This is a genomic window from Veillonella sp. Ser01 (genome assembly GCF_053850375.1).
This window is the reverse complement of record NZ_JBSPUA010000002.1, coordinates 180,967-205,247: the sequence shown is the minus strand read 5'-3', so window position 1 is coordinate 205,247 and position 24,281 is coordinate 180,967. Positions and strand designations below refer to the sequence as shown.

General features: G+C 39.8%; 22 protein-coding genes and 1 tRNA gene. 2 read left to right on the top strand and 21 right to left on the bottom strand.

Translation table 11 applies throughout. The annotated features are described in order from the left end of the window. Positions 1-42 precede the first annotated feature (42 nt). The 4 genes from ACWTVK_RS04685 to ACWTVK_RS04670 all read right to left on the bottom strand — a co-directional run bounded on the left by ACWTVK_RS04685 (position 43) and on the right by ACWTVK_RS04670 (position 4,656). Entirely contained in the window at positions 43-873 is an 831-nt protein-coding gene (locus tag ACWTVK_RS04685; protein WP_456046094.1) for a DUF6630 family protein, read from the bottom strand. Positions 874-1,120: 247 nt separating this feature from the next. Further along, the gene (locus ACWTVK_RS04680) at positions 1,121-3,412 is read right to left on the bottom strand and encodes a YadA-like family protein (protein WP_456046093.1); all 2,292 of its coding nucleotides are present in this window, start codon (positions 3,410-3,412) and stop codon (positions 1,121-1,123) included. Positions 3,413-3,640: 228 nt separating this feature from the next. Then, a tRNA-Arg gene (locus tag ACWTVK_RS04675) sits at positions 3,641-3,717 on the bottom strand. Positions 3,718-3,765: 48 nt separating this feature from the next. Next, positions 3,766-4,656, bottom strand: a complete 891-nt coding sequence (locus tag ACWTVK_RS04670; protein ID WP_456046092.1) for a 5'-nucleotidase, lipoprotein e(P4) family — start codon at positions 4,654-4,656, stop codon at positions 3,766-3,768. 187 nt (positions 4,657-4,843) lie between these two features. On the opposite strand from ACWTVK_RS04670, the gene ACWTVK_RS04665 reads away from it, so the two are divergent. Beyond that, entirely contained in the window at positions 4,844-5,725 is an 882-nt protein-coding gene (locus ACWTVK_RS04665; RefSeq protein WP_456046091.1) for a hypothetical protein, read from the top strand. Between the two features lie 154 nt (positions 5,726-5,879). On the opposite strand, the gene ACWTVK_RS04660 is transcribed toward ACWTVK_RS04665, so the two are convergent. The 10 genes from ACWTVK_RS04660 to ACWTVK_RS04615 all read right to left on the bottom strand — a co-directional run bounded on the left by ACWTVK_RS04660 (position 5,880) and on the right by ACWTVK_RS04615 (position 16,482). After that, the gene (locus ACWTVK_RS04660) at positions 5,880-7,343 is read right to left on the bottom strand and encodes a catalase (protein ID WP_456046090.1); all 1,464 of its coding nucleotides are present in this window, start codon (positions 7,341-7,343) and stop codon (positions 5,880-5,882) included. Positions 7,344-7,710: 367 nt separating this feature from the next. After that, positions 7,711-7,995: a hypothetical protein gene (locus ACWTVK_RS04655; protein WP_105086046.1), complete on the bottom strand. Its 285-nt coding sequence runs from the start codon at positions 7,993-7,995 to the stop codon at positions 7,711-7,713. 90 nt (positions 7,996-8,085) lie between these two features. After that, the gene (gene dinB / locus ACWTVK_RS04650; protein ID WP_456046089.1) at positions 8,086-9,570 is read right to left on the bottom strand and encodes a DNA polymerase IV; all 1,485 of its coding nucleotides are present in this window, start codon (positions 9,568-9,570) and stop codon (positions 8,086-8,088) included. Positions 9,571-9,572: 2 nt separating this feature from the next. Continuing rightward, a complete protein-coding gene (locus tag ACWTVK_RS04645; RefSeq protein ID WP_009352539.1) occupies positions 9,573-9,917 on the bottom strand; it encodes an ArsR/SmtB family transcription factor in 345 nt (114 codons plus the stop codon). A 541-nt stretch (positions 9,918-10,458) separates the two neighbouring features. After that, positions 10,459-11,742: an adenylosuccinate synthase gene (locus ACWTVK_RS04640; protein WP_119209203.1), complete on the bottom strand. Its 1,284-nt coding sequence runs from the start codon at positions 11,740-11,742 to the stop codon at positions 10,459-10,461. Positions 11,743-11,816: 74 nt separating this feature from the next. Beyond that, on the bottom strand, positions 11,817-12,089 hold the full coding sequence (locus tag ACWTVK_RS04635) for a helix-turn-helix domain-containing protein (protein ID WP_119209202.1): 273 nt from the start codon (positions 12,087-12,089) through the stop codon (positions 11,817-11,819). Between the two features lies 1 nt (position 12,090). Beyond that, positions 12,091-12,444 carry a type II toxin-antitoxin system RelE/ParE family toxin gene (locus ACWTVK_RS04630; RefSeq protein ID WP_456046087.1) on the bottom strand — a complete coding sequence of 118 codons (354 nt, stop codon included), beginning with the start codon at positions 12,442-12,444 and terminating at the stop codon, positions 12,091-12,093. Between the two features lie 236 nt (positions 12,445-12,680). Beyond that, positions 12,681-13,829: an MFS transporter gene (locus ACWTVK_RS04625; protein WP_456046086.1), complete on the bottom strand. Its 1,149-nt coding sequence runs from the start codon at positions 13,827-13,829 to the stop codon at positions 12,681-12,683. Positions 13,830-14,039: 210 nt separating this feature from the next. After that, positions 14,040-15,335, bottom strand: a complete 1,296-nt coding sequence (gene purB / locus ACWTVK_RS04620) for an adenylosuccinate lyase (RefSeq protein WP_005385009.1) — start codon at positions 15,333-15,335, stop codon at positions 14,040-14,042. 187 nt (positions 15,336-15,522) lie between these two features. Further along, a complete protein-coding gene (locus tag ACWTVK_RS04615; RefSeq protein WP_456046085.1) occupies positions 15,523-16,482 on the bottom strand; it encodes a M48 family metalloprotease in 960 nt (319 codons plus the stop codon). Between the two features lie 198 nt (positions 16,483-16,680). On the opposite strand from ACWTVK_RS04615, the gene ACWTVK_RS04610 reads away from it, so the two are divergent. Beyond that, on the top strand, positions 16,681-17,091 hold the full coding sequence (locus tag ACWTVK_RS04610; RefSeq protein ID WP_302207758.1) for a CAAX protease: 411 nt from the start codon (positions 16,681-16,683) through the stop codon (positions 17,089-17,091). Positions 17,092-17,225: 134 nt separating this feature from the next. On the opposite strand, the gene ACWTVK_RS04605 is transcribed toward ACWTVK_RS04610, so the two are convergent. From ACWTVK_RS04605 to scpA, 7 genes are all read right to left on the bottom strand, one after another. Then, a complete protein-coding gene (locus ACWTVK_RS04605) occupies positions 17,226-18,071 on the bottom strand; it encodes a hypothetical protein (RefSeq protein WP_456046084.1) in 846 nt (281 codons plus the stop codon). A gap of 4 nt (positions 18,072-18,075) precedes the next feature. After that, entirely contained in the window at positions 18,076-18,480 is a 405-nt protein-coding gene (locus ACWTVK_RS04600; RefSeq protein ID WP_009352440.1) for an ExbD/TolR family protein, read from the bottom strand. Further along, positions 18,477-19,082: a MotA/TolQ/ExbB proton channel family protein gene (locus ACWTVK_RS04595; protein WP_024066612.1), complete on the bottom strand. Its 606-nt coding sequence runs from the start codon at positions 19,080-19,082 to the stop codon at positions 18,477-18,479. Before ACWTVK_RS04595 ends, ACWTVK_RS04600 begins: the two co-directional genes overlap by 4 nt. Positions 19,083-19,351: 269 nt before the next feature. After that, positions 19,352-19,609, bottom strand: a complete 258-nt coding sequence (locus ACWTVK_RS04590; RefSeq protein WP_156719867.1) for a hypothetical protein — start codon at positions 19,607-19,609, stop codon at positions 19,352-19,354. Between the two features lie 48 nt (positions 19,610-19,657). After that, positions 19,658-20,548, bottom strand: a complete 891-nt coding sequence (locus ACWTVK_RS04585; protein WP_456046082.1) for a DUF3829 domain-containing protein — start codon at positions 20,546-20,548, stop codon at positions 19,658-19,660. Between the two features lie 294 nt (positions 20,549-20,842). Then, the gene (meaB, locus tag ACWTVK_RS04580) at positions 20,843-22,096 is read right to left on the bottom strand and encodes a methylmalonyl Co-A mutase-associated GTPase MeaB (protein ID WP_456046081.1); all 1,254 of its coding nucleotides are present in this window, start codon (positions 22,094-22,096) and stop codon (positions 20,843-20,845) included. Next, positions 22,089-24,278: a methylmalonyl-CoA mutase gene (gene scpA / locus ACWTVK_RS04575; protein ID WP_456046080.1), complete on the bottom strand. Its 2,190-nt coding sequence runs from the start codon at positions 24,276-24,278 to the stop codon at positions 22,089-22,091. The genes meaB and scpA overlap by 8 nt, the downstream gene beginning before the upstream one ends. Positions 24,279-24,281: the final 3 nt, after the last annotated feature.

The following is a 24,281-nucleotide window of genomic DNA, read 5'->3' as shown; positions in this document are numbered from 1 at the left end:
TCCTACATTATAATCACGCTACTCATCATAATTTCTGTTATATCATGAGCGTTCAGCTACATCGATTCTATGTAATAATTCTTTCGCTAGTTCTTGGGCTGTTTTGAATTCCTCATATGAAAGCACTATGAGCACAAAGCTATCTGTTCCTATGTCCATATCTACTAACTTATGCGTTTTCCATGTGGCATTAACATGTGCACACCAGTCCATAATACATTGTTCTTCATCTAATCCTGCTGTATCAATAGTTAGATTTTCGCTAGTATCTAAAGACTTGTTACGTATTAACTTCTGCACATGATAAATAAAATCCTCTAATTCAATTTTTAAAGATAGCTCTACAGCGCGACCTTTAGACTGTAGTTTCTCATAGAGGTTCCACCAGCTATCTTCTAAGTCTTCCATGGAGTTTAACTTTGCCTTAGTCATAAAAGAGTTAGCTTGTTTAACATTGCCTAGCAACAACGTTGCCAGCTCTGTAAATGTCGATTTCATCTGCTCTATATCTAGATACGCTACTTCTACACACAAACTACAATCAGGTACTCTGCGTTTTTTCACAAAAGCCCGCATCATCTTCACTGCATCAGGATAACTTACATCAGCCATACGATAGGTCTTACCATCTATATCTAAGAATAAATCTACTGCATCCTGCGTTTTACCTACACGTGCTTTCATAGCTGTACATCCATCGATGGCATGAGGTGGATATAGCTCCACGTACATAAAATAACCATCACGCATAGCCTGCAGTGTATTATCTATTCCGACTATGTTAAAACCATTCCGATTATAATTAGAGCTCTTCATACGCCATTCTTCGTAATTATCAAACAGTTTTTCTTGAATCCAATTGTAAAAGCTCATATACACTCTCCACTATATACCATCGCTTACCTGTAATATGTAACTGAATATGTATCTTAATTATATCATTATTAAGGAATACTTATAATAAAAGCACCGTACTTTTACATTTAAAAGAAATACATATTATATAGACACTGTACTTTCATATTTAATAGAAAAAAAAAATACCCCTACAAGATACGTCTTGTAGGGGTATTAATCACACTATTTAGATTCTTATTTAGATTCTTATTTAGCTTCTAATTTATTTAGATTCTAATTTAGCTGCCAATTCATTATATTTTTGTGCTAATTCATTATACTTTTCAGATAGATCTTTCATGTCTTTCTTGAGTTGTGCCGCATCTTCAGTAGTTACCTCTTCAGAGCTTTTACCAAATTTGAAATTAGCACCTAAGCTGATTGTATTACGGCCATTACCAACGGTAGTAGCAGCATTAAACATTGTATTTTTATTAGGACGATAGAATGCACCTAAGGCCGCGGCATTAGCATTTTTATAATTACCAAAGCCAACGGAGTAAGACCATTTGTCATGTTTATCAAAATCTAATGGATGCAAGCCAGCTAGTGCTGCAGAAGCTGCACCCACCTTAGCTACTTGAGAGTCAGTGTAGTTATTAGCTTGATTCAAAGTATCATGACCAACATCAATAACTTTATTTTCTAAATCACCGATACGACCCTCATGATTTTCGATAGCTTTTTTATTATCGACAGTAAGTTGTTTAACTTCTTTCAATTGAGATACATTGACAGCATCAGTGTCTTCTGTACCAGCAGTAACACCATGAATTTGTTGACCACCAACATTAACGTTACTAACAGAGAATGTCATTTCTTTTAATTCGGTAGTGTCATCATTATCTTTATATCCCCATACATCAATACCACCAGCGTATGCATTCATACCTTGATCGTGGTGTATTGTAAAAATACCATCAACGTCTACATCTGTCTTATAATCACCAGCTCTACTAAATGTAATTTTCTTACCATTAATAGCAGTTAATTGTTCAGGTTCTCCGTTTACAGCTGTATTGTGGAGTTCAATAACACTGCCATCAAGCTTAGTTTCACCACGCTTATCCAAATGACTCATTGTAGGGATTTCAGCCAAATGTTTAAAATCGCTCCAGCTAGTGGAAGTATCTTTAAATACAGCAGAATTCATATTTGTTAAATTTTTATTAACATCAACTTTAAATTCTTTGCCGCCATTAATATTAACAGATTCAGACACTGTTGTGTTATCACCATTAACTACGGTAGGGAAATTCAAAGAATTAATAACCGCATTTAATTGACTACCGTTAATAGCATCAGTAGAAGTTGCATCGATACGACCAGCTGCTACGTTGGTAATAGTTCTTTCTTTACCAGTATCACCAACAGATACAGTGCCTACTGGAGTACCACCAGCAAAAATATGTGTTTCACCGTTAATTGCAATAGAAGCAGTACCAACTACATCATTTGTTTTTGCATTGTTACCAAGAGCTACAGAATTATCAATGATAGCTGTTGCATTAGAACCAATAGCCACAGTGTATTCACCAGTTGCATTAGCAGTATGACCAATAGCTACGGAGTCTTTTTTAGTTGCACTAGATAAGGTGCCAGCTGCAAAAGCTGAATCACCAGAAGCTGTATTTTGAACACCAACTGCTGTAGCTTGTGAATTTGAAGCCGTATTTTTATAACCAATAGCATTACTATAATCAGCACTAGTAGTATTGTTAGAACCTAATGCAGATGCGTTATGACCAACTGCTTCATTTTCATATCCCAAAGCAGAACTTTGATTACCAGATGCAGTATTCATATAACCTACTGCGGTAGCATAGTCATTTTTTGCCTTTGCACTATAGCCAATCGCAGTTCCCATTGCGTTATTAGCCTTTGCATTATTACCAATAGCAACTGTATTTTGAGCAGTTGCTTCTGCTTTACGACCAATTGCATATGCATCATCGTATGTTGCTTTAGCAGTATCACCAAAGGCGATGGAATTATTACCTTGAACCTTAGCACCAGTACCACCTACTAAAGCATTATTTCCTTTAATGGTATTATTCTTACCTAAAGCCACAGAGTCATGTCCGTCAATACTATTATATGAACCAACTAATAAAGAGTTAATCGCATTGTCATTATTGGCATGGCCAAAGCCGCCTACGATATTATTAGTACCACCAACAGTATTGCTAGTACCTACTACCAAGCTGTGAGTAGCAGAGTTTGTATTATACCAACCTGCTACGATACTGCCCGGACCAGATGCAGTATTATTCATACCAGAAGTGATACTATTCGAAGCAGAAGGTCGAACTGTATTGTTGTCACCACCGAGCAATATATTATTTACAGGGGAGAACATACCATTCTCAACTTTGTTATTTCCACCATAAGCAATAGAATTTTGCATACTTAATGGCGCAGCAGTTGTAGCACTAATATCTAAATTGGATGCTGCAAACCCTGTTGTAGTTATAGTTGCAGTGATCATGGCTGTTAACAGCAATTCTTTTTTCATGTGTTTTCCCCCTTTTAAGACAACACAAACAATAAACCTAAAAAAAGATTCAAACCTATCTAATGGAACTTGAATCTTATTGTACCCCTCTATACACTATTCATTGTCAAAATATGAATAAAATATGAATATTACCCTAATATTATAATTCTAGCTCATAAGAATTGCAAGATAATACAAAAAAGAAGGCATACTGCTTATAAAAGCTGTATGCCTTCTTTTCTATACTGGTGCGCCTAACCGGAATCGAACCAGTGACACGCAGTTTAGGAAACTGCTGCTCTATCCTACTGAGCTATAGACGCATGTATACTTTATTATATCGTTTTTAATAAAGTATACGCAAGGCGTCCTTATTGTTGTAGGTATTGATTATTTACTTGTTTTTGTTCTTCTGGGCTGAGGTTTTGGTAGCCTTTAGCTAATGCACTTACCCAAGATCCGTAAGCAGGGTTTGGGAATACTACAAAGGTAGTACCAAAGTCTTCTTTATGAGCATCGATGATGCCATTTCTTTCAGCTAGTGTCTTACCTTTTGTGCCAATCTGGAAATCACCAGCGTTATCGCCCATGAATAGAACAATAGCATATTTTTTAGCAATCGCATCAAAGCGAGGTTGTTTGTCAGAGTCTTTTTCGAATAGTAGTACATGGTCTTTATCAACGGATGGGAAGCCTAGTTCTTTAAAGTTTTGTATCGTTACATCAAGGTTTACTGGGGCGTAACGGTTTGATACGTAGAAGATTTCTACACCTTGTTTATGTACTTCATTTAAAAATTCGACCGCACCTGGCATAGCACGAGATTCGCCTTTATGAACTGCCGCGCGCCACCAAGGAGCATCGAATCGACCATTGCCGTTAGCGATGCTTTCACCCATCAGTTTAGTATTATCCACTACTGTTTCATCTGCATCAAGAACGATAGCTAAAGGCTTTCTCTGATGAGAAGGATCAGCAACAGCCATTTTAACAATATTCAGCGCCACATTATACCCCTGATAAGCTAACGCTCTGTACTCAGCAGAGCTGCGCATCCATAACAGGCCCATCGTCTCTGTGTCAGCTTGGTACTGCTGCTTTTGCTTAAGTGCTGCCTGCTCGTCCTGAGTTGTAACAGCACTAGGAACGACGCTACTTGCTTTCACCGTCGTCGGAGAATCCGCCTGTACTACAGGACCGACACAAAGGCTACCACCAAGACAAGCCACCGCTACATACCATGCCAAACTACTACGTTTCATAATTGCCTCCTAACCACATTTGCTATCTGTATAAATACAATACACAATGTAATTCTACATGGTTATGCTAAAGTCCTCTATAAATTTATATCCTATCAGATTATGTTTAAATCTATCTATACGAGAACCATGCTATAATACGATTGTTGATAGTATTAGAGATTTCTTATAAAAAGAGGTATATGTAATGAAACTATGTAAACGTTCGATTATTACCAGTTCACTATTAGCTATATTGGCTATATCATCTGCGTATGGGGCTACACCTATCCAGCCAACTGAAAGTACAGACTCTGCAGTGATTGAGATGGATTACTCCAATCTTCCAGAGTTAAAAAAATCTATCGAGAGCGCAACACCAGCTATGGTACAATCTACGCTTAATGCTTCTAAGGGAAAACCTACCAACGGTAAGCCTATCTATTCAACAGTAACTATGGCTGGCAACCGTGTCGTAGCTGTAAAAACATACAAGACAAAAGAAGAACAAGAGAAGGCCATGTTAAGGGAGCGTAAACGCTTAGATAAGGTTACTGCAGAACGTCAGGCTAAAAGAAAAGATGAAACACGCACAGATATGATAAAAGGTTTAACACCAATACCGTCCTATCCACCTGTTAGTGAAACACGCGTATTACAAAGTGAAATGTTCTCTAGACCATTCGGCAGACAACTCGATTTGCGTTTAGTAGAGGCTTATACACAAGATTATGACAATGCAAAGCCAGGCGATATTTATGTCTATGCAGATTATGTGGACTATACATCTAAGCAGCTATTAGGTGAAAAAGATGGCACTACTGCTATTTCAGCTATGATTCTACGTGTAATCATGAGAAAAGACGAAAACAAAGCTTTCAGCATCGATGTAAATGCATACTTCATAAATCCAACAACACATACCATTTCCATAAGTCGGTCCGAAGATGTAAAAGGCATCGATATCAAGAAAGAGGAAAGAACTGAAGCTGTATTCAAACTACCATCCCACCAATTGCAAGCCGGCAATCCACAGTATGAAATTGCTAAGCTTATGTACCAGGACTTAACTAATAAGAAATTTGATTAGCGATATTTAAATGCACTCACCACGACAAAAGCCCCTCCTTACTATGAGTTACATAGCAAGGAGGGGCTTCGTCTTAATTTAAGGAAGTTCTTTTAATTGTTTGTATTATTCAGATAGAGTATCTATATTATGTAAATAGCATCTATAGTACTATTTATTTTACGTCACTGAAATCGATGTTCATACCCAATGCTTTAGCAACGCCTTCACCATAAGCTGGATCGCATTGGTAGCAATGTTTTGCATGGCGTTCTTTAATGAAATCAGGTACGCCATCCATAGCCGCTGCTGTATTTTCGAACAAGATTTGTTGTTGTTCAGGGCTCATGAGACGGAACAACTTACCTGGTTGTGTGTAGAAGTCAGAATCGTCTTCGTAGAAGTCGTATTGGTATGCTGCACCAGATACGTCTAGGCCAGGGTTTTTGAATTGAGGTTGTTCAGCCCATTCGCCGAAGCTGTTAGGTGCATAGCCAATTGTAGAGCCATGGTTACCATCCACACGACCTTGGCCATCACGATGGTAGCTGTTTACAGGACATTTAGGTGCATTAACAGGAATTTGATGGTAGTTAACACCTAGGCGGTAACGTTGTGCATCGGCATAGGAGAACAAACGACCTTGAAGCATTCTATCAGGAGAGAAAGAAATACCTGGAACAATGGTAGAAGGTGCAAATGCAGATTGTTCTACATCTTGGAAGTAGTTTTCTGGATTGCGATTAAGCTCCATTACACCTACTTCGATCAATGGGAATTCATCGTGGTACCATACTTTTGTTAAGTCAAATGGATTGTATGGCATGTTGTTAGCTTGCTCTTCTGTCATCACTTGGATACATAATTTCCATTTAGGGAAATCACCGCGTTCAATAGCATCAAATAGGTCGCGTTGATGGCTTTCACGGTCATTAGCCACAAGCTCAGCCGCCTCAGCATTGGAGAGGTTTTCAATCGGTTGTTGGCAAACCCAGTGGAATTTAACCCATACGCGTTCATCGTTTTCATTGATGAGACTGTATGTATGGCTACCAAAACCGTGCATTGTGCGGTAGGATTTAGGAATACCACGATCACTCATTACAATTGTTACTTGGTGAATGGCTTCTGGCAAGCTAGACCAGAAGTCCCAGTTTGCTGTTGCATCGCGAAGGTTTGTTTTCGGATTGCGTTTTACAGCGCGGTTCAAATCAGGGAATTGCAATGGATCGCGGATGAAAAATACTGGTGTGTTGTTACCTGCGAGGTCCCAGTTACCTTCTTCTGTATAGAATTTTACAGCAAAACCACGAATATCGCGCTCTGCATCAGCGGCACCACGTTCGCCTGCAACTGTGGAGAAACGTACAAATACTGGTGTTTCCTTGCCTACTTCAGAGAAAAGTTTTGCTTTTGTATATTTAGTAATATCATTTGTTACTTTGAAAGTACCAAATGCACCAGACCCTTTTGCGTGCATGCGGCGTTCAGGAATTACTTCACGCGCAAAATGGCCTAATTTCTCCATCAACCAAACATCTTGCATCAATACAGGACCACGTTTGCCTGCTGTTGCAGAATTACGATTCTCCGGTACAGGAGCGCCAAAAGCTGTCGTTAGTTTTTTTTCATCACTCATATTATTGTCTCCTACTTAGAAAAAAAATAATAATTGTCTTTACATAATTTAATACTTCATATCATCTTAATGAAAATAATGATTATTAGAAGATAATTACTAGCGGATAATCATTATTTATTAATCTGTTTTTAGTTTATCATATCTTTTAAAACAAAACAATACTAATTCTGTATAAATCGTGTATACACTCTATCATTTAAAGCGAGAAATTGAGAACCCACGTATTATATCTGACTAGTGGATCACTATTTCTTATGATTAACTAGGTTAATCTATTGCATATGAATCTACCAAAATAAGACAAAAAAACACCTTGTTCCTACGATATTAGGATACAAGGTGCATTTTGTTTATGTCGTTTTGCTTACGCTGGACGGCTCCAGTCGACTTGTACGTCAATAGCTTCCCACATGCGTGTTAAAGCTAATTTGAGATTATCCAAAGATTCTAATGGTTTTACATTCAATCGTTCATATGTATCAAGACCTGTAGCATGCTCGATGGCATGTTCATTGTTCAAGTAAGCGATAACCTTATCAGCCCACTCTTGTTCAGGTAAATCTACGGACACTGTTTTTGTTTCTGTGTCATAGGACAAGAAACCATTGCTGTTGATGCCATAATGAATGGCTACACGAAATAAACTCATATCTATACCTCTCTTGCGGTAATTTATTAACACTATATTCATATTGTAACATGAACAAATACTTTAGTGAAAGTATTCAATATGAGTTCATCAGAATTTTTTAGGGGCCTTCGGCTCAGTAGCTTGTGCGTCCTCATTGGTGGCTGTATCATCCACTGTATTAGGCCGTGTATCATCTGCCGGATTAGACGATGCATCTCCACGAGCATCTACTGCAGACTTGAGTTCCGATCGTTTTCTACGCGTTCCATTGTCTCCGTGAAAGCGCTGCCATAGAGCCCCACTCATAACAGCTGTCTCACCAAACTTAGACTCTAAGGAATCCAATACACCAGCTAGTTTATTTTCAGTCTCATTTTTAGGTGATTCGAAAAGACTATCTTGCATAGGCACCTCTTCATCGAGACCACTCACGGTAAGGCCTAATAAACGGATAGGACCCGGAGGATCCATAAAGGCAATCTCACTAGAACCACCATAGTTTGAACTACTATAGTTTGAATTAATAGATTTTAAATTTGTAGATTTAACCTTCGTAGTAGCTCCTAACACTTCAATGTCTTTCTTTGTGCCTTTCCGTTTTTTACTGGTCTTATCTTGCATCAGTTTGTTCCATAAGAGCAAAGCCGTTTCAAAGAACACATGCTCATGGTCCGATGGCGTATCTAACCGCTTTTGGCGGGATACGGTGGTGAAATCATCGTAACGAACCTTAATAGACACGGTGTGACCTAAGAGGTTCCGTTTTCTTAATCGTTTTGATAAGCGGTTCGCAAAGTATCTAAACTCTAGTTCTATAGCACTGCCATCCGTTAAATCTTCTTCGTAGGTTTCTTCAGCTCCGATAGACTGTATTTTACGATCTGTTTCCACCGGTCTATCGTCAATCCCATTCGCTAGTTCCCATATGCGGCGCGCCTGGTTGCCTACGAGGGGAATTAAACTGCTTTCATCAGGCAACGCTTGAATATGACGCATCAAGTGAAAGCCCCCTGTTTTCAAGATTTTCTCCGTACGAGGACCTACGCCCCAAATGCGTTTAATCGGTAACGGAGCTAAGATTTCTTTTTCACGGCCGTAAGGTATGACTACAAGGCCATCTGGTTTATCTAAATCGGAAGCTAGTTTAGCAAGGAATTTGTTCGGTGCTAAGCCTGCAGAGATGATGAGTCCAGTTTTTTCAAATACACGGTCTTTAATAGCACGGCCAAGCGCTTTAGGGCCACTGTACATAGTAGACATACCGCTCACCTCGAGGAAGGCTTCGTCGATAGATAGAGGCTCAATGTAAGGAGTGAATTCTCTCATAATAGAAAAAATCTGCTGGGATACCTCTTTATAACGGTCCATCCGAGGATATACGTAGATACCATCGGGACAAAGTTTCTTAGCCCGTGAAATAGGCATGGCGGAATGAACACCATATTTGCGCGCCTCATAGGAACAAGTAGCAACGACACCACGTGAAGAAAGACCACCCACAATTACGGGGTGGCCTTTATATTCTGGATGATCCAATTGTTCGATGGACGCGAAAAATGCATCCATATCAACATGCATAATCCATCGTCTCATTGTTACGCTTCTTTTTCGTGCTCAGAAATACGGCAGTATTTAATTTGTGCGCAAATACACTCATCCTTAGATTTATATAATTGAGGGATGATCTCTAAAATATCGCCAAATGTAGCTTCATTAATGGAATAACGAGTCCATAAGCCATTACGTTGAGAGTTAACTACACCTGCATCAATTAAGATTTTCATGTGGTAGCTCAACGTAGATTGAGACAAATTGAAGCTAGCTAAAATATCAGCTGCACATAATTCATTGCAAGACAACATATCGATGATGTGTAATCTTGTTTCATCGCTTAATGCCTTAAAAATCGTAGCTAAACGTTCATAAGAAACTTCAACCATATCTTTAACTCCTCAAATCCGTATCAAAAAATATCAATCTACTTTCTTCACTCTATTATATACTATTTCTTAATGTAAATCTATTTTTTTCTTTATATTTGTATCTTAATAATTTATTGTGAATACCATTTTCATATAGATGAGTAATTTTTACCACATTATAAACTGATTTAATCACGTCATAGTTTGTATATCATGAATATTTTAAATAAATTTTCATCTCATAGATTTATTTAGTTATACATCAAACCGTATATATAAAGATTTTATGCAATATTTTTCTATAGAATTTTCGATATACACCTTTTACGATAACCTTATAGCATACTTCGATATACCGCACCATATTAGCAACCGAAAGGATTAGATATATTATACTTTTTTTGTAGTCTAATTCATTTCATTACAAAAGGCTCCTCTTAGAGGAGCCTCATCTGTATAATTCTATAAATCGATTGTATAGCAGTAAAATTTTAGAAATTATACCACTACATCGATGCTATCGAATGCAATCATTTGTACTATATCAAATTAGTATAGCTTAGAATACGTTTACTAAGTCGATAGTTTGATTACGGTTAGGACCAACAGATACGATACCCAAAGGTACGCCTGTTACTTCTGCAATGCGTTCTACATATTTGCGAGCATTTTCAGGAAGGTCTTCGTATTTACGGATACCAGAGATATCAGTTTCCCAGCCTGGTAATGTTTCGTAAACAGCTTCGCACGCTTCAAGATCTTTCAAGTTAGCTGGGAAGCCTTCTACGTCTTTACCATTCAATTTGTAACCTACGCAGATTTTTAATTCTTTAAAAGTATCAAGAATATCCAAACGAGTGATTGCAAGGTAATCAAGGCTGTTAAGACCTGCAGCGTATTTTACAACCATAAGGTCTAACCAGCCGCAACGACGAGGACGACCAGTCACAGTACCGAACTCATGACCAAGCTCACGAAGGTTATCGCCAGTTTCATCAAGAAGCTCTGTAGGGAATGGACCTGCACCAACGCGTGTTGCGTAAGCTTTTACTACACCGAAGATATTTTTCAAGTAGTTTGGACCAATACCAGCGCCTGTGGAGGCACCACCTGCGATTGGATGAGAGGATGTTACGAATGGATATGTACCATGATCAAGGTCAAGCATAGTAGCTTGCGCTCCTTCGAACAATACCTTTTTATCCTCTTGAACTGCTTTAAGAACAGCAATATTAGTATCTGTTACATATGGTTTCAATGCTTCAGCATATTTGATGTAATCCGCTAAGATTTCATCATAGTTAACAGGTTCTGCATCATAGACCTTAGTAAGCATTTTGTTTTTGAATTCTACATTGTATGCTAATTTTTGTTTGAATGTATCCAAATCATACAAATCGCAAATACGGATGCCAATACGATTAATTTTATCAGCATAGCACGGACCGATACCGTTTTTGGTAGTACCGATTTTAGCATCCCCTTTAGATGCTTCCTCTGCATTATCTAAAGCGATATGATATGGCATAATAACATGTGCACGATCAGAAATATGAAGGGATTTTGCAGATTTACCTTGTTTTTCAAGGCCTTCAATTTCTTGTAACAATACTTTAGGGTCAATTACAACACCAGTACCAACGATATTTTGCTTGTTATCATACAAAATACCACTTGGTAAAAGGCGAAGCGCAAATGCTTTGTCATCTACTACAACAGTATGACCTGCGTTATTACCACCTTGGCTACGCACTACAACGTCCGCACGTTCCGCGATCCAGTCAACGATCTTACCTTTACCCTCGTCACCCCATTGAGTGCCGATAACCATACTTGTTGCCATATCTATATCCTCCATGTGAAAGTCTAAATAATTCACTAACATTATACAACAATGTTCGGACTCTGTGAAAGTATTTATACAAATTCAATCTTTAGTTTCTTCCCAAAAGCACGCGCTATTTTCTGCAAAGTTTTCAAAGAAGGATTTCCATTACCATTTTCAATCTTACTAATATCAGACTGGGTAATACCTGTTAATTCAGATAACTGCATCTGAGTCATGTGAGCTGCGAGACGAGCCTCTACAATATTTTGAATGATTTGATATTCATCCTCTAACTCATCCCACTCTTTTTTAAACTTCGGATTTTTTAATTGTTTCTCTAAATATTGATCTAACGTTTCCATATTATGTATACCTCTCAATATAATCACGTTTATATTTAACAGCTAGTTCAATTGCACTTTTAGGTGTTTTCATAGACTTCTTTACAAAACCATTTGTTAATACAATTCGTCTGCCTACAAAGAAAAAATATAAGATCCGAGAAATATTTGAACCTTGCTTCGTTCGCAACTCATAAATACCATCTTCTAAATGTTTAGACTGAGTCTCTCTCAAGCGATTGCCATATAATTCAAGTATCTTTAGATCTCGAATTGTTTTAGCTCGTTGCTTATCTGAAAGCTCATTTAAGAATACTTTTGCTGGCTTTTCTCCACTTAGAGTTTCATAAAAGACTACAGAAAATGTATCCATCATATTCCTCCTAATACTAGAAGAAATCTTCACTTAAATTATATGTTAAAACATATATCTAGTAAAGATATTGAAAGTCAAAGTCTTACTATAACCAATATAAATATCTAACCTTCGAAAGTAAACAAATGGGAGGTGACCATTAGTCACCTCCCATATATTGACATTTTATCTAATCAAAATATTCTATTTTAGTTAGTCGAAATCTCTACATTTTTATTCTTTTTATTGTACTAGCACTATTTTGGTTCTTTAAGACACAGGCTCATGAGGAGCCCCATAAGTCCTACAGGTATCAATGTCATCAAAGCTGTTTGCACACCATAGATATCAGCTAAATGGCCTATATACGGAGCTACAAGGCCACCTAAAGTAATGCCTAGGCCTAAGGTAATTCCCGATGCAAATCCTGCATTTTTAGCAAGGTATTTTTGACCGAGTACGGTGATTGGTCCATATTGTGAGAATACGCCAAAGGCCATCGGTATCATAGCACCGAAAAAGCCCCATATATTTGGTACAAAGATAAATACTAAAACGGATGGCAAGAAGATAAGATTACCTAAGCGCACCGTTTTCAGGAATCCTAATTTATCGGATAAAGCCCCGCCCATATAGGTAAGGACTGCGCCCATTGCAAAGTACATGGTTAGAGCCAAGCTAGAGGCGCTAGCTTCACCGTTAATAACGGTAATGTACAAGATAGGAATAAAGATAGATAGCACAGAGAATAGGATAGATCGAGAAGCTATGACAAAGAACAGCTTACCAAAGCTCGCCCAATCATTTATACCCGCACTGGTAGATTTATCAGAATTTTTACTTTCACCAATCGCATCGGTATCCCTAGAGTCTGTAAAGGCATACACATAAAGTAATACGCCAATCAAAGCAATCACCGTGAATAGCCAAAGAAAATGACCGCCAAAGATGTACACACCACCAGCAAGAAGCGGCCCCAGTGCAAAGCCAGCGCTGCCACCTACCGCAAAGCGCCCCATAGCACTACCAATTTCATGAGATTGCGTACGCTTCACAAGGAGCGCCGCCTCAGGATGGAATAGTGCGGCCCCTACGCCAGCTAAAAGTGACAGGGCGAGAATCATTTCATAGCTCGTAGCTAGTGCCATAGAACTAATGGACACGAGAGTCACCGTAAAGCCGGCAGGAATGAACCAAGGTACGCGCCACCGATCGGCCACGTAGCCCAATGCAGGCTGCGCAATAGAGGCCACCACGGTGTTACAGAAAATAATGGTCGCCGATTGATAGTAATTAAGGCCAAAGTTAGCAATAAAAAACGGAATCAATGCGGCCAACGAACCTTGACCAAAATCATTAATACAATGAAAAATGGGCGGTCCGTACTTTCGTATAATACGTTTCATATAACCTCCTAATACAACAGCTAACTTTCCCTAAGATACAGAGATGCTTACTAGGGAACTAGCTTATGTTTATGCCCGAAATAGTGTAAATAACAAATTATGTCCAAAATAAAAAGAGCAGATATAGCCAACACCTAATGCATGTGCCATAGGCTTGTTGGTCTATACCTACCCTAGTCTTTCATATGTTATATGGGAAGCACCCTACAATTATAGGCCAAAGCGAGCCATGATTGTATCAACATGTTTCAATAATTTATGCGGATCGAAGCATGCATCGATTTCTTCAGCAGTCATATATTTCTTGATGTTTTCATCAGATTTAAGACCTGTCGCGAAATCTTTGCCTTCAAGCCAGCGTTCCATAGCATATTTTTGAACCCAACGGTATGCTTCGTCACGCACTGCACCTTTGTCTACAAGGTGAGTCAAAATTGTTTGGCTAAATACAAGGCCGCCTGTAAGGTTAAGGTTTTTAAGCATTGTTTCAGGATATACTAACAATTTATCGATGGTACGGATTGTAAGGTGAAGCATGTAGTTCAATGCAATTGTTGCATCCGGTAAGATAACACGTTCTACAGAGCTATGGGAAATGTCGCGTTCATGCCACAAAGCTTGGTCTTCGTAAGCAGATTGAGCATAACCGCGAAGCAAGCGCGCCATGCCGCAGATTCTTTCACAAGTGATAGGGTTGCGTTTATGTGGCATCGCAGAGGACCCCTTTTGTTTAGGGCTGAAATATTCTTCTGCTTCGCGCACTTCAGTACGTTGCAAATGACGGATTTCCAACGCAATTTTATCCAATGTACCGCCTACAACAGCGATAGTAGACAATAATTCAGCGTGGCGGTCACGTTGTACGACTTGCGTAGCGATTTTTACAGGTTCAAGGCCTAATTTTTCGCATACATATTGTTCTACGAATGGATCGATGTTGGAGTATGTACCAACTGCACCAGATAATTTACCAACAGCTACGCTTTTACGAGCATGTTCCATGCGTTCGATGTCGCGTTCTACTTCGGCCATCCACAATGCTAATTTCAAGCCAAATGTAGTTGGTTCTCCGTGAATGCCATGAGTACGACCAATCATAGGTGTATATTTGAATTCAGCTGCACGGCGACGCAATACTTCATGCAAACGTTTCAAGTCTTCAATCAAGATATCGCATGCTTGTTTCATCATGTAACCAAGCGCTGTATCTTTAACGTCAGTAGATGTAAGGCCAAGGTGAATGTATTTAGCCGCTTCAGGACCTACATATTCGCCTACTGCTGTTACGAAGGAAATGATATCGTGGTTTGTTTCCTTTTCGATTTCATGAATGCGCTCAACGTCGAAATTGCCCTTTTCGCGAATGGCTTTAGCCGCTTCTTTAGGGATAACACCTAACTCAGCTTGCGCCTCGGATGCCAATGTTTCTACTAATAACATTGTATCGAACTCGTTGCGCTCGCTCCAAATATGGCCCATTTCTTCTCGTGTATAACGTGGTATCATGATGTCTCCTTTGCATGATAAAAGCTAGATTTCTTATAGGATAATTGTACCATATGTGAAAGCTCCATTCAATGAATGGAGCTAAATATTCCGAATGATAATTATATTAAATTTGCTAATCGTTCGTATTTACAGGTAAAAGCCTCTATAGTAAGGATTCTATTTTGCCTCTATGTGATATGGGTGCCTACTTCCTTAACAGTCGGTTCCACATAAGACTTTCTTTCAGCTCGTATACCTCTACACCTTCATCGATGCGCTGAATTCGTTTAATCATTTTTGGATGGGTAATAAACAACCGACTAAAAAATCCCGTACTTTCACGATCATATAATTCTCCATTTTCAAGGATGCCAATTTGGTCAGTTGCAAGGCCCAATGAAACGAGTCCATCCCGCAATTCTCGGCCCAAGCCAATCGATACAGCGTACGCATCAGCAGCATACTCACGACGACGGCTATCAAAATAATAGGTAATCCACTTTGGTAACTGTAATATATATTCCACTGCCGTAATCATAATGATAAGGGCTAATTGAATAATGCGAACTACAATGTTAACAATGGGGATAATCGCCAGTATATTTAGAGCAAAATTCAGCAATATGACAAAATTTAAAATCAATTGCCCTAGTCGATCCATAGCATAGGTTATTGTTAAATAGATGGTGTCGCGATGACGTAAATGGCCTAATTCATGAGCCAAAACGCCTACCAATTGATCCTCACTTAACGCTCGCAAGGCCCCTGTATATATGGTAATATGATTGATTCCAGAAGCAAAGGCATTGATATCCTCATCGTTACGCATACGTACCGTAAGTGAATCACGTTTTACCCCACTATAGCTACATAGTTTTTCAAATAATGGTTCCAGATAGGCCGATTCTTCCGCTGTTGGTTTTCTTTCACCTTGCATGGCATGAGCAATCCAGCTAAAAGGAGGCAAAAACAATCCAATAGCCACAATAATAGGTAAAGCAACGGCTATAACAATATACACCTCTAGCTTATCCGCTAATTGTAGCGGTTTCATCAGCCAAGCCCAAGAAAAAGGATATATATATTGAACTACAGACTCTAAAATTGGGAAAAAGATAAATACAATAATAACATTAACGATGTAGGTTAGAAGAACTTGAATCATACTCTCTCTTTATACCTTTATATAGCAATATAGCAATATAGCAATATAGCAATAAATAAATTTATTAATACTGTATCATAGCTGTACATTGTGATATATAATAAACATACAGACTAAACCTATTATGAAGAATAGCTTATTTATAACTGAGCTTTATGATAATAGTAAGACAACTATGTCCGTTATGGGGAGGCTTTCATGGCAAATTTAAATCGCAAAGAGCGTCGTGCACAGCGCAACGAATCAAATACTATAGGTATACTATTACGCTTATTCTTTGGACTCAGCTTTATCGGCTTGGCTGTAGTTCTATTTGGAGAGTTTGATCTCAACTATGTATTCTCCATCTTTACAGCAGATATCATTGTGTCCTTAATTTATGTGATACTCAACAAATCTCGCATCACTACATCCTTAGCTGTTAACACCAATGTACGCGTTATCATTGCATTCCTCATCATGCTAGTGACTATGTTCTTCTACGCTTTCGCTTTATGGCGTGTGGATCAATTTAGTGCACCTATGCAAATCACATTATTTATCGGTGGCGCCATCGTATACCTTGCGGTATTCAACTCCACTAAGACAATGCTTATTAATCAAGACTAACAAATACTTAATACTACATAAATAACATACGTATAGGAACTCAAAATTATTCTGTAAAATAAAATAGCAAAACAAAAATAACACGCATAACAAAAGAGGCATATCTTACATACATTTGTATGAGATATGCCTCTTTATTGTCCTAGAATAATGGGAACTGCTAAGTAAACAGGTTCACCCCGTCGATTAACGATAGATCCACTGCTTTTGATGATACGTAGCGCTTCGTCTCGTACAGCTGGTGGTACATCGTCCACAATCAGTGGCGTATGTTCGCCAACGATGACATTACCGTTAACATCAAAGTTAACTCGTACTACCACCTTGCCTGTTACGGCAGATGCTCGTCCCTGTTCTTGCACAGTCCGCAAATAGTCATGAGGATTAATATCGGGTTTTTGTAAAAGCGCTTGTTGCCCTGGCGTCAATAGACTCAATGCTAAATCAGATAAGAAGGATAAATCACTAGATTCAGGCAACCCATTTTCAGTTGCATTCGGATCTGATGTTATATTTTTACCGATAGGCGCTTTATTATTCTTGGAGGATTTTCCATCCTTAGAATCAGCCCCGTGTGTAACTACCGCTTGTTCACTGCTACTCGTTTCCGATTCAATAGCCTTTGGAACGGCCCATTCTCGGCGCACAGTAGATGCGGCTGTACTTTCACTTAACGCTTTATTACGTTCATCCTCTTGCTTGCGTTCATCCACCGAGGAATTCGCCTTAAGTGCCGCACCTTCTGGAGTTACATCCTGTGGCTTTTCCATAGGTTTTTCCGCTGGTTTCGGTTCAGTATCAACAGCTTCAACCCCTGTATCGCTTTCACCATCATCAGGCAAATTAAAGCTAATTTCCGCCGCATCATGGGCGGCACCTGTACCTGCCATTCCCCGCAAAGAAAGGCCCATACCAGAAATCAGCATAGTCGTAATCCCCAAGGACACAATAAACGGTTTCAAATAATGCGATTCAAACATAGAATCACTTCCGTTCTGTGGCAACGCTAATATATTTAGCACCATTCACCTTGAGCATGTCCAATAGGGCGATAACCTCGCTATAGTAAACATCCTTAGATGCGCGAATGACAAAAGCTTGTCGAGGTGCCTGCTTCACGATAGATTGTACCTCTTCAGCCAAGCGGTCAGAAGAGATTTCCTGATTGTCGATATATAGCGTGTGCGTTGTGGTGAGCGTAATTGTAATAGGCTCAATAGATTTTGCTGTAGATGTCGATGCAGATGGCAAATTGAGCGGAATTTGTTGCTCTGTATTCATGTACAGCGTGCCAACCATGAAGAATACCAATAAGAAAAATACGATATCGATCATAGGGATAATCATGATTGTCGGTTCTTTTTTAACCCCTAATGTGCGTCGTCTCATATATCATGTTCCTCGTTGTACGCATCGAGGATGTTGCCGCACTCATGCTCTAATGTAGTAATAGAATCGTTTACCTTTGCTGCACAGTAACTGTGAAAGCCGAGCGCAATAATTGCTACTGTAAGGCCTGTCGCTGTTGCTACCAAGGCTTCGGATACACCGCCTGTAATGATGGTAGGCGCACCAATATCGCCACCTACGACAGCAAAGGCGCGAATCATACCCAGCACTGTACCCAATAGGCCCAATAACGGTGCCATCGTTACAATCATGCTGAGCCAGCTAAGGCCGCGTTTTAAACGCTCATCGGCGTAAGATACTACGTCTTGCAAACGGTTTTCTAGACCATTATAGTTCTTTGCACTGCGCATAGCGCGAGCAAATAAGGAGCCAAGCTCCTCTGTGTCGCGTTCCAGAACACTTGGTAACATGACCCAAGATTGATTCTTCTCTAACACCTTATTAAAACGACGCAAGTCCTTTGTAAACTTACGATATAAAATGATACGCTCAATGCCAATCATCAATGCAAAGAGCAAAAAAATTACTAGCGGATACATAACAAATCCACCAGCTACAAATAAATGCGCTATGCTACTCATACTAACCTCCAAAAGCCTTTACCCTCTAGGCCCCAATAACCTTTATTATATCATGTTTTAAGGCATCCAAAAATATGTATGAGACAAAAAAAGGCTATACTAATGATGATACACATATTAGTATAGCCTTTAAGTTTACTTTTATTTTGCTTTTATTTTGCTTTTATTCTGCTTCTACTCTACTTCTATTTTTCCTTTGCCAAGCCTAAATTCCGTCATGATTTAACCATAGCATAACCATAGCATAACCATTACATTCGTATGATTTATTAGTCTTTTTTAAGGAATTTTACAAGTATGCCACCGATTGTTAAGGACAAGCCAAAGCCACTACAGAACATGCCGATGGAATACATCCAAGCATAAGTTTGATTGTTAGAAGAAATTGCTTTAGCTGCCTCTCGTGCATTAGTAGCATTTCTTGCAATTTCTAAATTTGTTGCAGCTGGATCTGGATTCAACAATAAGATAATAACACCTATGATTAAAACAACTACGCCAACGGGTAACAACATTTTTTTACTCATTTTAAGATCCTCTCTAACATTATACGAAACGGTATATACCATTAGATATTATTTATCAAGTTTGTTCATATCCAAACGATTCATACTGCCAATGAAGCGATTATAGGATTCAACCATATCATTATAATGGTCATTTGTTTGGTCACCTAAGAATGTACGAATTCTACCAATAGCTGTATTTAATGAATTCTTAGTGCTGTTATATTCCGAACTAGTAATACTATTAGATACGTCCATGATGCCTTGTAACTCTTGGTTAGCTGCATTTACATCAATTTGTTTACCCTCTTCAAAGCCATCCAATAAAGCAGTTAAACGTAAATGAACTTCTTGAGCTGCCGCTGCATTTTTCTTGCCAGACTCTTTAAGTTCTTTCAACTGTTCTTGTTGATTTTCTGTGTTGTGTTTGTGAATTACTGCGTCTAGTTGATTATACGCTGCATAGAACTGATCATATAATTGAACGTATTTAGGTCCTAATTGTTGTTCCTTAGCATAATTATCTGCTTGATATGAATTAGTTTGGTAGTACGTATCCAATTCACTGGCTACTGGTACAATATCCTTTAATACAGCCAATACATTATCTAAAGGTTCTTTCATATCATCATATGGCACGCCAGCATCTTTAGCGGCTTGTAAGTTCTTTTGTAAAGAATCAAAATGTGGTGACATAAAGCTTGTTAAATGTTGACCTTCTCTTAGTTTTTGAATGTCTGGACCGATAGCATAGCCAAAGCGCACTGTATGACTGTTAAAATCGCCAACGGCTTTAATGTAGTTGTTAAACACTTTAACGTCATCTTGTGATTTCTTTTGAACACCTTGTTGTACGCTATTGGCAACCTTAGAAACACTACATCCTGTCAAGAATAATGGTGCTGTTAGAGTTGATGCGCACAATACTACTGTTAGCATTTTCTTTACTAGTGGTTTCATAATGACCCTCTCTTTTTAATTACACACAAGTAACAATCTATGATTAAATTATATATCATATATGATATATATGAAAGTATTAAGTATAAATATATGAAATTTATTTCATGAATACGATTTCATCGGCATAGAAAAAGGCACAGCATCTTACTACTTGTTTCACCAACAGCAGTTTTGATACTATGCCTTTTATGGATAGATACATCTTATATATCTAAGTCAGTATGATAGCTAATCGGAGTGTCTTAATAGATAAGTTATGCCATCTTATCAAATAGGTATATAGCTATCTACTTATTTAATGGACTTGTCAAAAACTCCAATTAATTCTTCAACGGCTTGAGATTCGCTCATTTCACCGTCTAAAACAGCTGCTTCGACTTCGCCCATACGACCTTGAATGACTACATTGTTAAAGAATAGGTTGTGCAAGTGTTCGTCAATCATATCGCGTACCCAACGGAGGGATTGTTCTTGACGGCGTTTTAAGAATACCCCATTCTCTTTACCTTGTTCAGCAAATTCTTGGATTACATCCCACAATTCATCGAGGCCATCCTTTGTAACTGCTGAACATGTGTAGGCTTGGGTCTTCCATTTTTCCGTAGCGGGACGAATGTAATGTAACATACGATCGTAATCGCTACGAGCGATGAGAGCACGCTTGAGGTTGTCCCCATCAGCCTTGTTGACCACAATAGCATCAGCCAGCTCCATAACACCTTTTTTGATGCCTTGCAATTCGTCGCCTGCACCAGTTAAGACGATGAGCATAAAGAAGTCTACCATGGAGCGCACAGTAACCTCGCTTTGCCCAACCCCTACGGTTTCGACGAGAATAATATCGTACCCAGCAGCCTCGCAAAGTAGCATCGTTTCTCTACTTTTACGAGCCACACCGCCTAGTGTACCACCAGCAGGCGATGGACGGATATAGGCTTCAGGATGTTTCGTCAATGTTTCCATCCGCGTTTTATCGCCCAAAATACTGCCTTTTGTGACTTGACTCGTAGGGTCTACGGCGAGTACGGCAACCTTGTAACCAGCTTCAATGAGCATGTTACCAAAGGCTTCAATAAATGTACTTTTACCGGCCCCAGGCACACCGGTAATACCGATGCGCAACGCCTTGCCCGTACGAGGCAATATAGCCTGTAATACTTGTTGAGCTAATTTAAAGTGTTCCTTATTATTACTTTCTACTAATGTAATAGCCCGTGAAAGTATAACGCGGTCCCCCTGCTCGATACCGCGTACATAATCAGCGACAGTTAATTTCTTTCGCCGCTGTACGGGACGTACCGACGGAGCCAGATGAGCGGAGCTAGACAAGAGGCCATCGTGCATTTCCTTGACGCCTTTCATCACGTGACACGCAAAGGTATCATCTTTCTTCGCATCTTCTGGCACCCAGTCCGGACGATACGTACTACCCTCGGCGTTTGCGTTTTTTACACCTAATTCTGGCGCCTTACCTTCACCAGTGGTAAAAGTAGCATCCTGTGTATTGCGCAATTCATCCGGAGTAGGCCGTTTGTTATCAGTCATGAGACTCGTCTTGAACGTGACTAGTCAATGTTTCTAGTAATTTTTTCGCCGCTACTGGCAAAACTGTACCAGGGCCAAAGATAGCCACTGCGCCATGTTCGCGTAGGAACTCATAGTCCTGAGCAGGGATTACGCCGCCGATGGCAACTAAAATATCTCCACGACCTCGCTTGTTGAGTTCTTCTACAAGTTGAGGTAACAATGTTTTGTGACCTGCCGCAAGCGAACTGAAGCCGACGATGTGAACGTCATTGTCCACCGCATCTTGTGCTGTTTCTTCTGGAGTTTGGAACAATGGTCCAATATCTACGTCAAAGCCCATATCCGCGAAGGATGTAGCGATAACTTTGGCACCGCGGTCATGACCGTCTTGGCCCATCTTAGCAATCATGATACGAGGGCGACGACCTTCGAGTTCTTCGAAATCATCCGCCATTTGACGTACTTCTTTGATTACATCATCATCTTCATATTCGCTGGAGTATACGCCAGAAATAGAGCGGATAACCGCTTTATGACGACCGCATACCTTTTCAACAGCGAAGGAAATTTCGCCCAAGGATGCACGAGCACGAGCGGCTTCAAGTGCAAGGGCAAGCAAGTTGCCTTCTCCAGATTCTGTAGCATTTGTAATCGCTTCAAGACAGGATTGAACCTTGTCTTCGTCACGGTTAGCACGCAATTGTTCGAGACGGCGAATTTGCGCTTCCCTTACAGCCGTGTTATCTACGTCGAGGATATCTAATGGATCTTCTTTATCTAGACGATATTTGTTGATACCGATGATCGCTTCACGACCAGAGTCGATACGAGCTTGGCGACGAGCCGCAGCTTCTTCGATACGCATCTTAGGAAGACCTGTGTCAATCGCTTTCGCCATACCACCAAGGGATTCGATTTCTTGGATATGGCCCCAAGCGCGACGGATCAATTCATCAGTCAACGCTTCTACATAGTAGGAACCACCCCATGGATCGATAACTTTACATACTTTAGTTTCGTCTTGGATGTAAAGCTGAGTATTACGTGCAATACGTGCAGAGAAGTCCGTAGGCAACGCAATGGCTTCGTCAAGCGCATTTGTATGTAGGGATTGCGTATGGCCCAAAGCAGCACCCATCGCTTCCATACATGTACGAGCTACGTTGTTGAATGGATCTTGTTCTGTTAAAGACCAACCAGATGTTTGGCTATGTGTACGAAGTGCCATGGATTTAGGATTTTCAGAGCCGAAGCTGTTGATAATCTTAGCCCACAACATACGTGCCGCACGCATTTTTGCCACTTCCATGAAGTAGTTTTTACCGATTGCCCAGAAGAAGGACAACCGTGGTGCGAATTTATCTACGTGAAGGCCTGCGTTTACACCGGTACGGATATATTCGAGACCATCAGCCAATGTGTAACCTAATTCGATGTCCGCAGTAGCGCCCGCTTCTTGCATATGGTAGCCAGAAATGGAGATACTGTTGAACTTAGGCATGTACTGGGATGTGTACGCAAAGATATCGCCGATGATACGCATGGACGTAGCTGGAGGGTAAATATAGGTATTACGTACCATGAACTCTTTCAAGATATCATTTTGGATCGTACCAGCCATAACCTTTTTATCAACGCCCTGTTCTTCACCTGCTAGGATGTAGAACGCCATAACAGGCAATACGGCGCCGTTCATTGTCATGGATACGGACATTTGGTCGAGAGGGATACCGGAGAATAGAATTTCCATATCGAGGATGGAATCTACCGCAACACCCGCTTTACCAACGTCACCTACTACGCGAGGATGGTCGGAGTCGTAACCACGATGTGTGGCAAGGTCAAAGGCGATAGATAAACCTTTTTGGCCCGCTGCCAAGTTACGACGGTAAAACGCATTGGATTCTTCTGCTGTGGAGAAACCAGCATACTGACGTACTGTCCAAGGACGAGTTACGTACATTGTGGAATAAGGTCCACGCAAGAATGGAGGTACACCAGCCATATAGTCAAGGTGTGTCATCCCTTCATAATCCATCTCTGTATAGAGAGGTTTTAGTTGGATTTGCTCCATTGTTGTATTATATAAATCTTCAAAGCTTTTTCCTGTTTCTTTTTGAAGTTCAGCAAGCCATGCATCGCGAGATGTCGGCGACTGAGATCCCAAGCCAAGAGAGGAGAAGTCTGGATTTTTAAACATGAG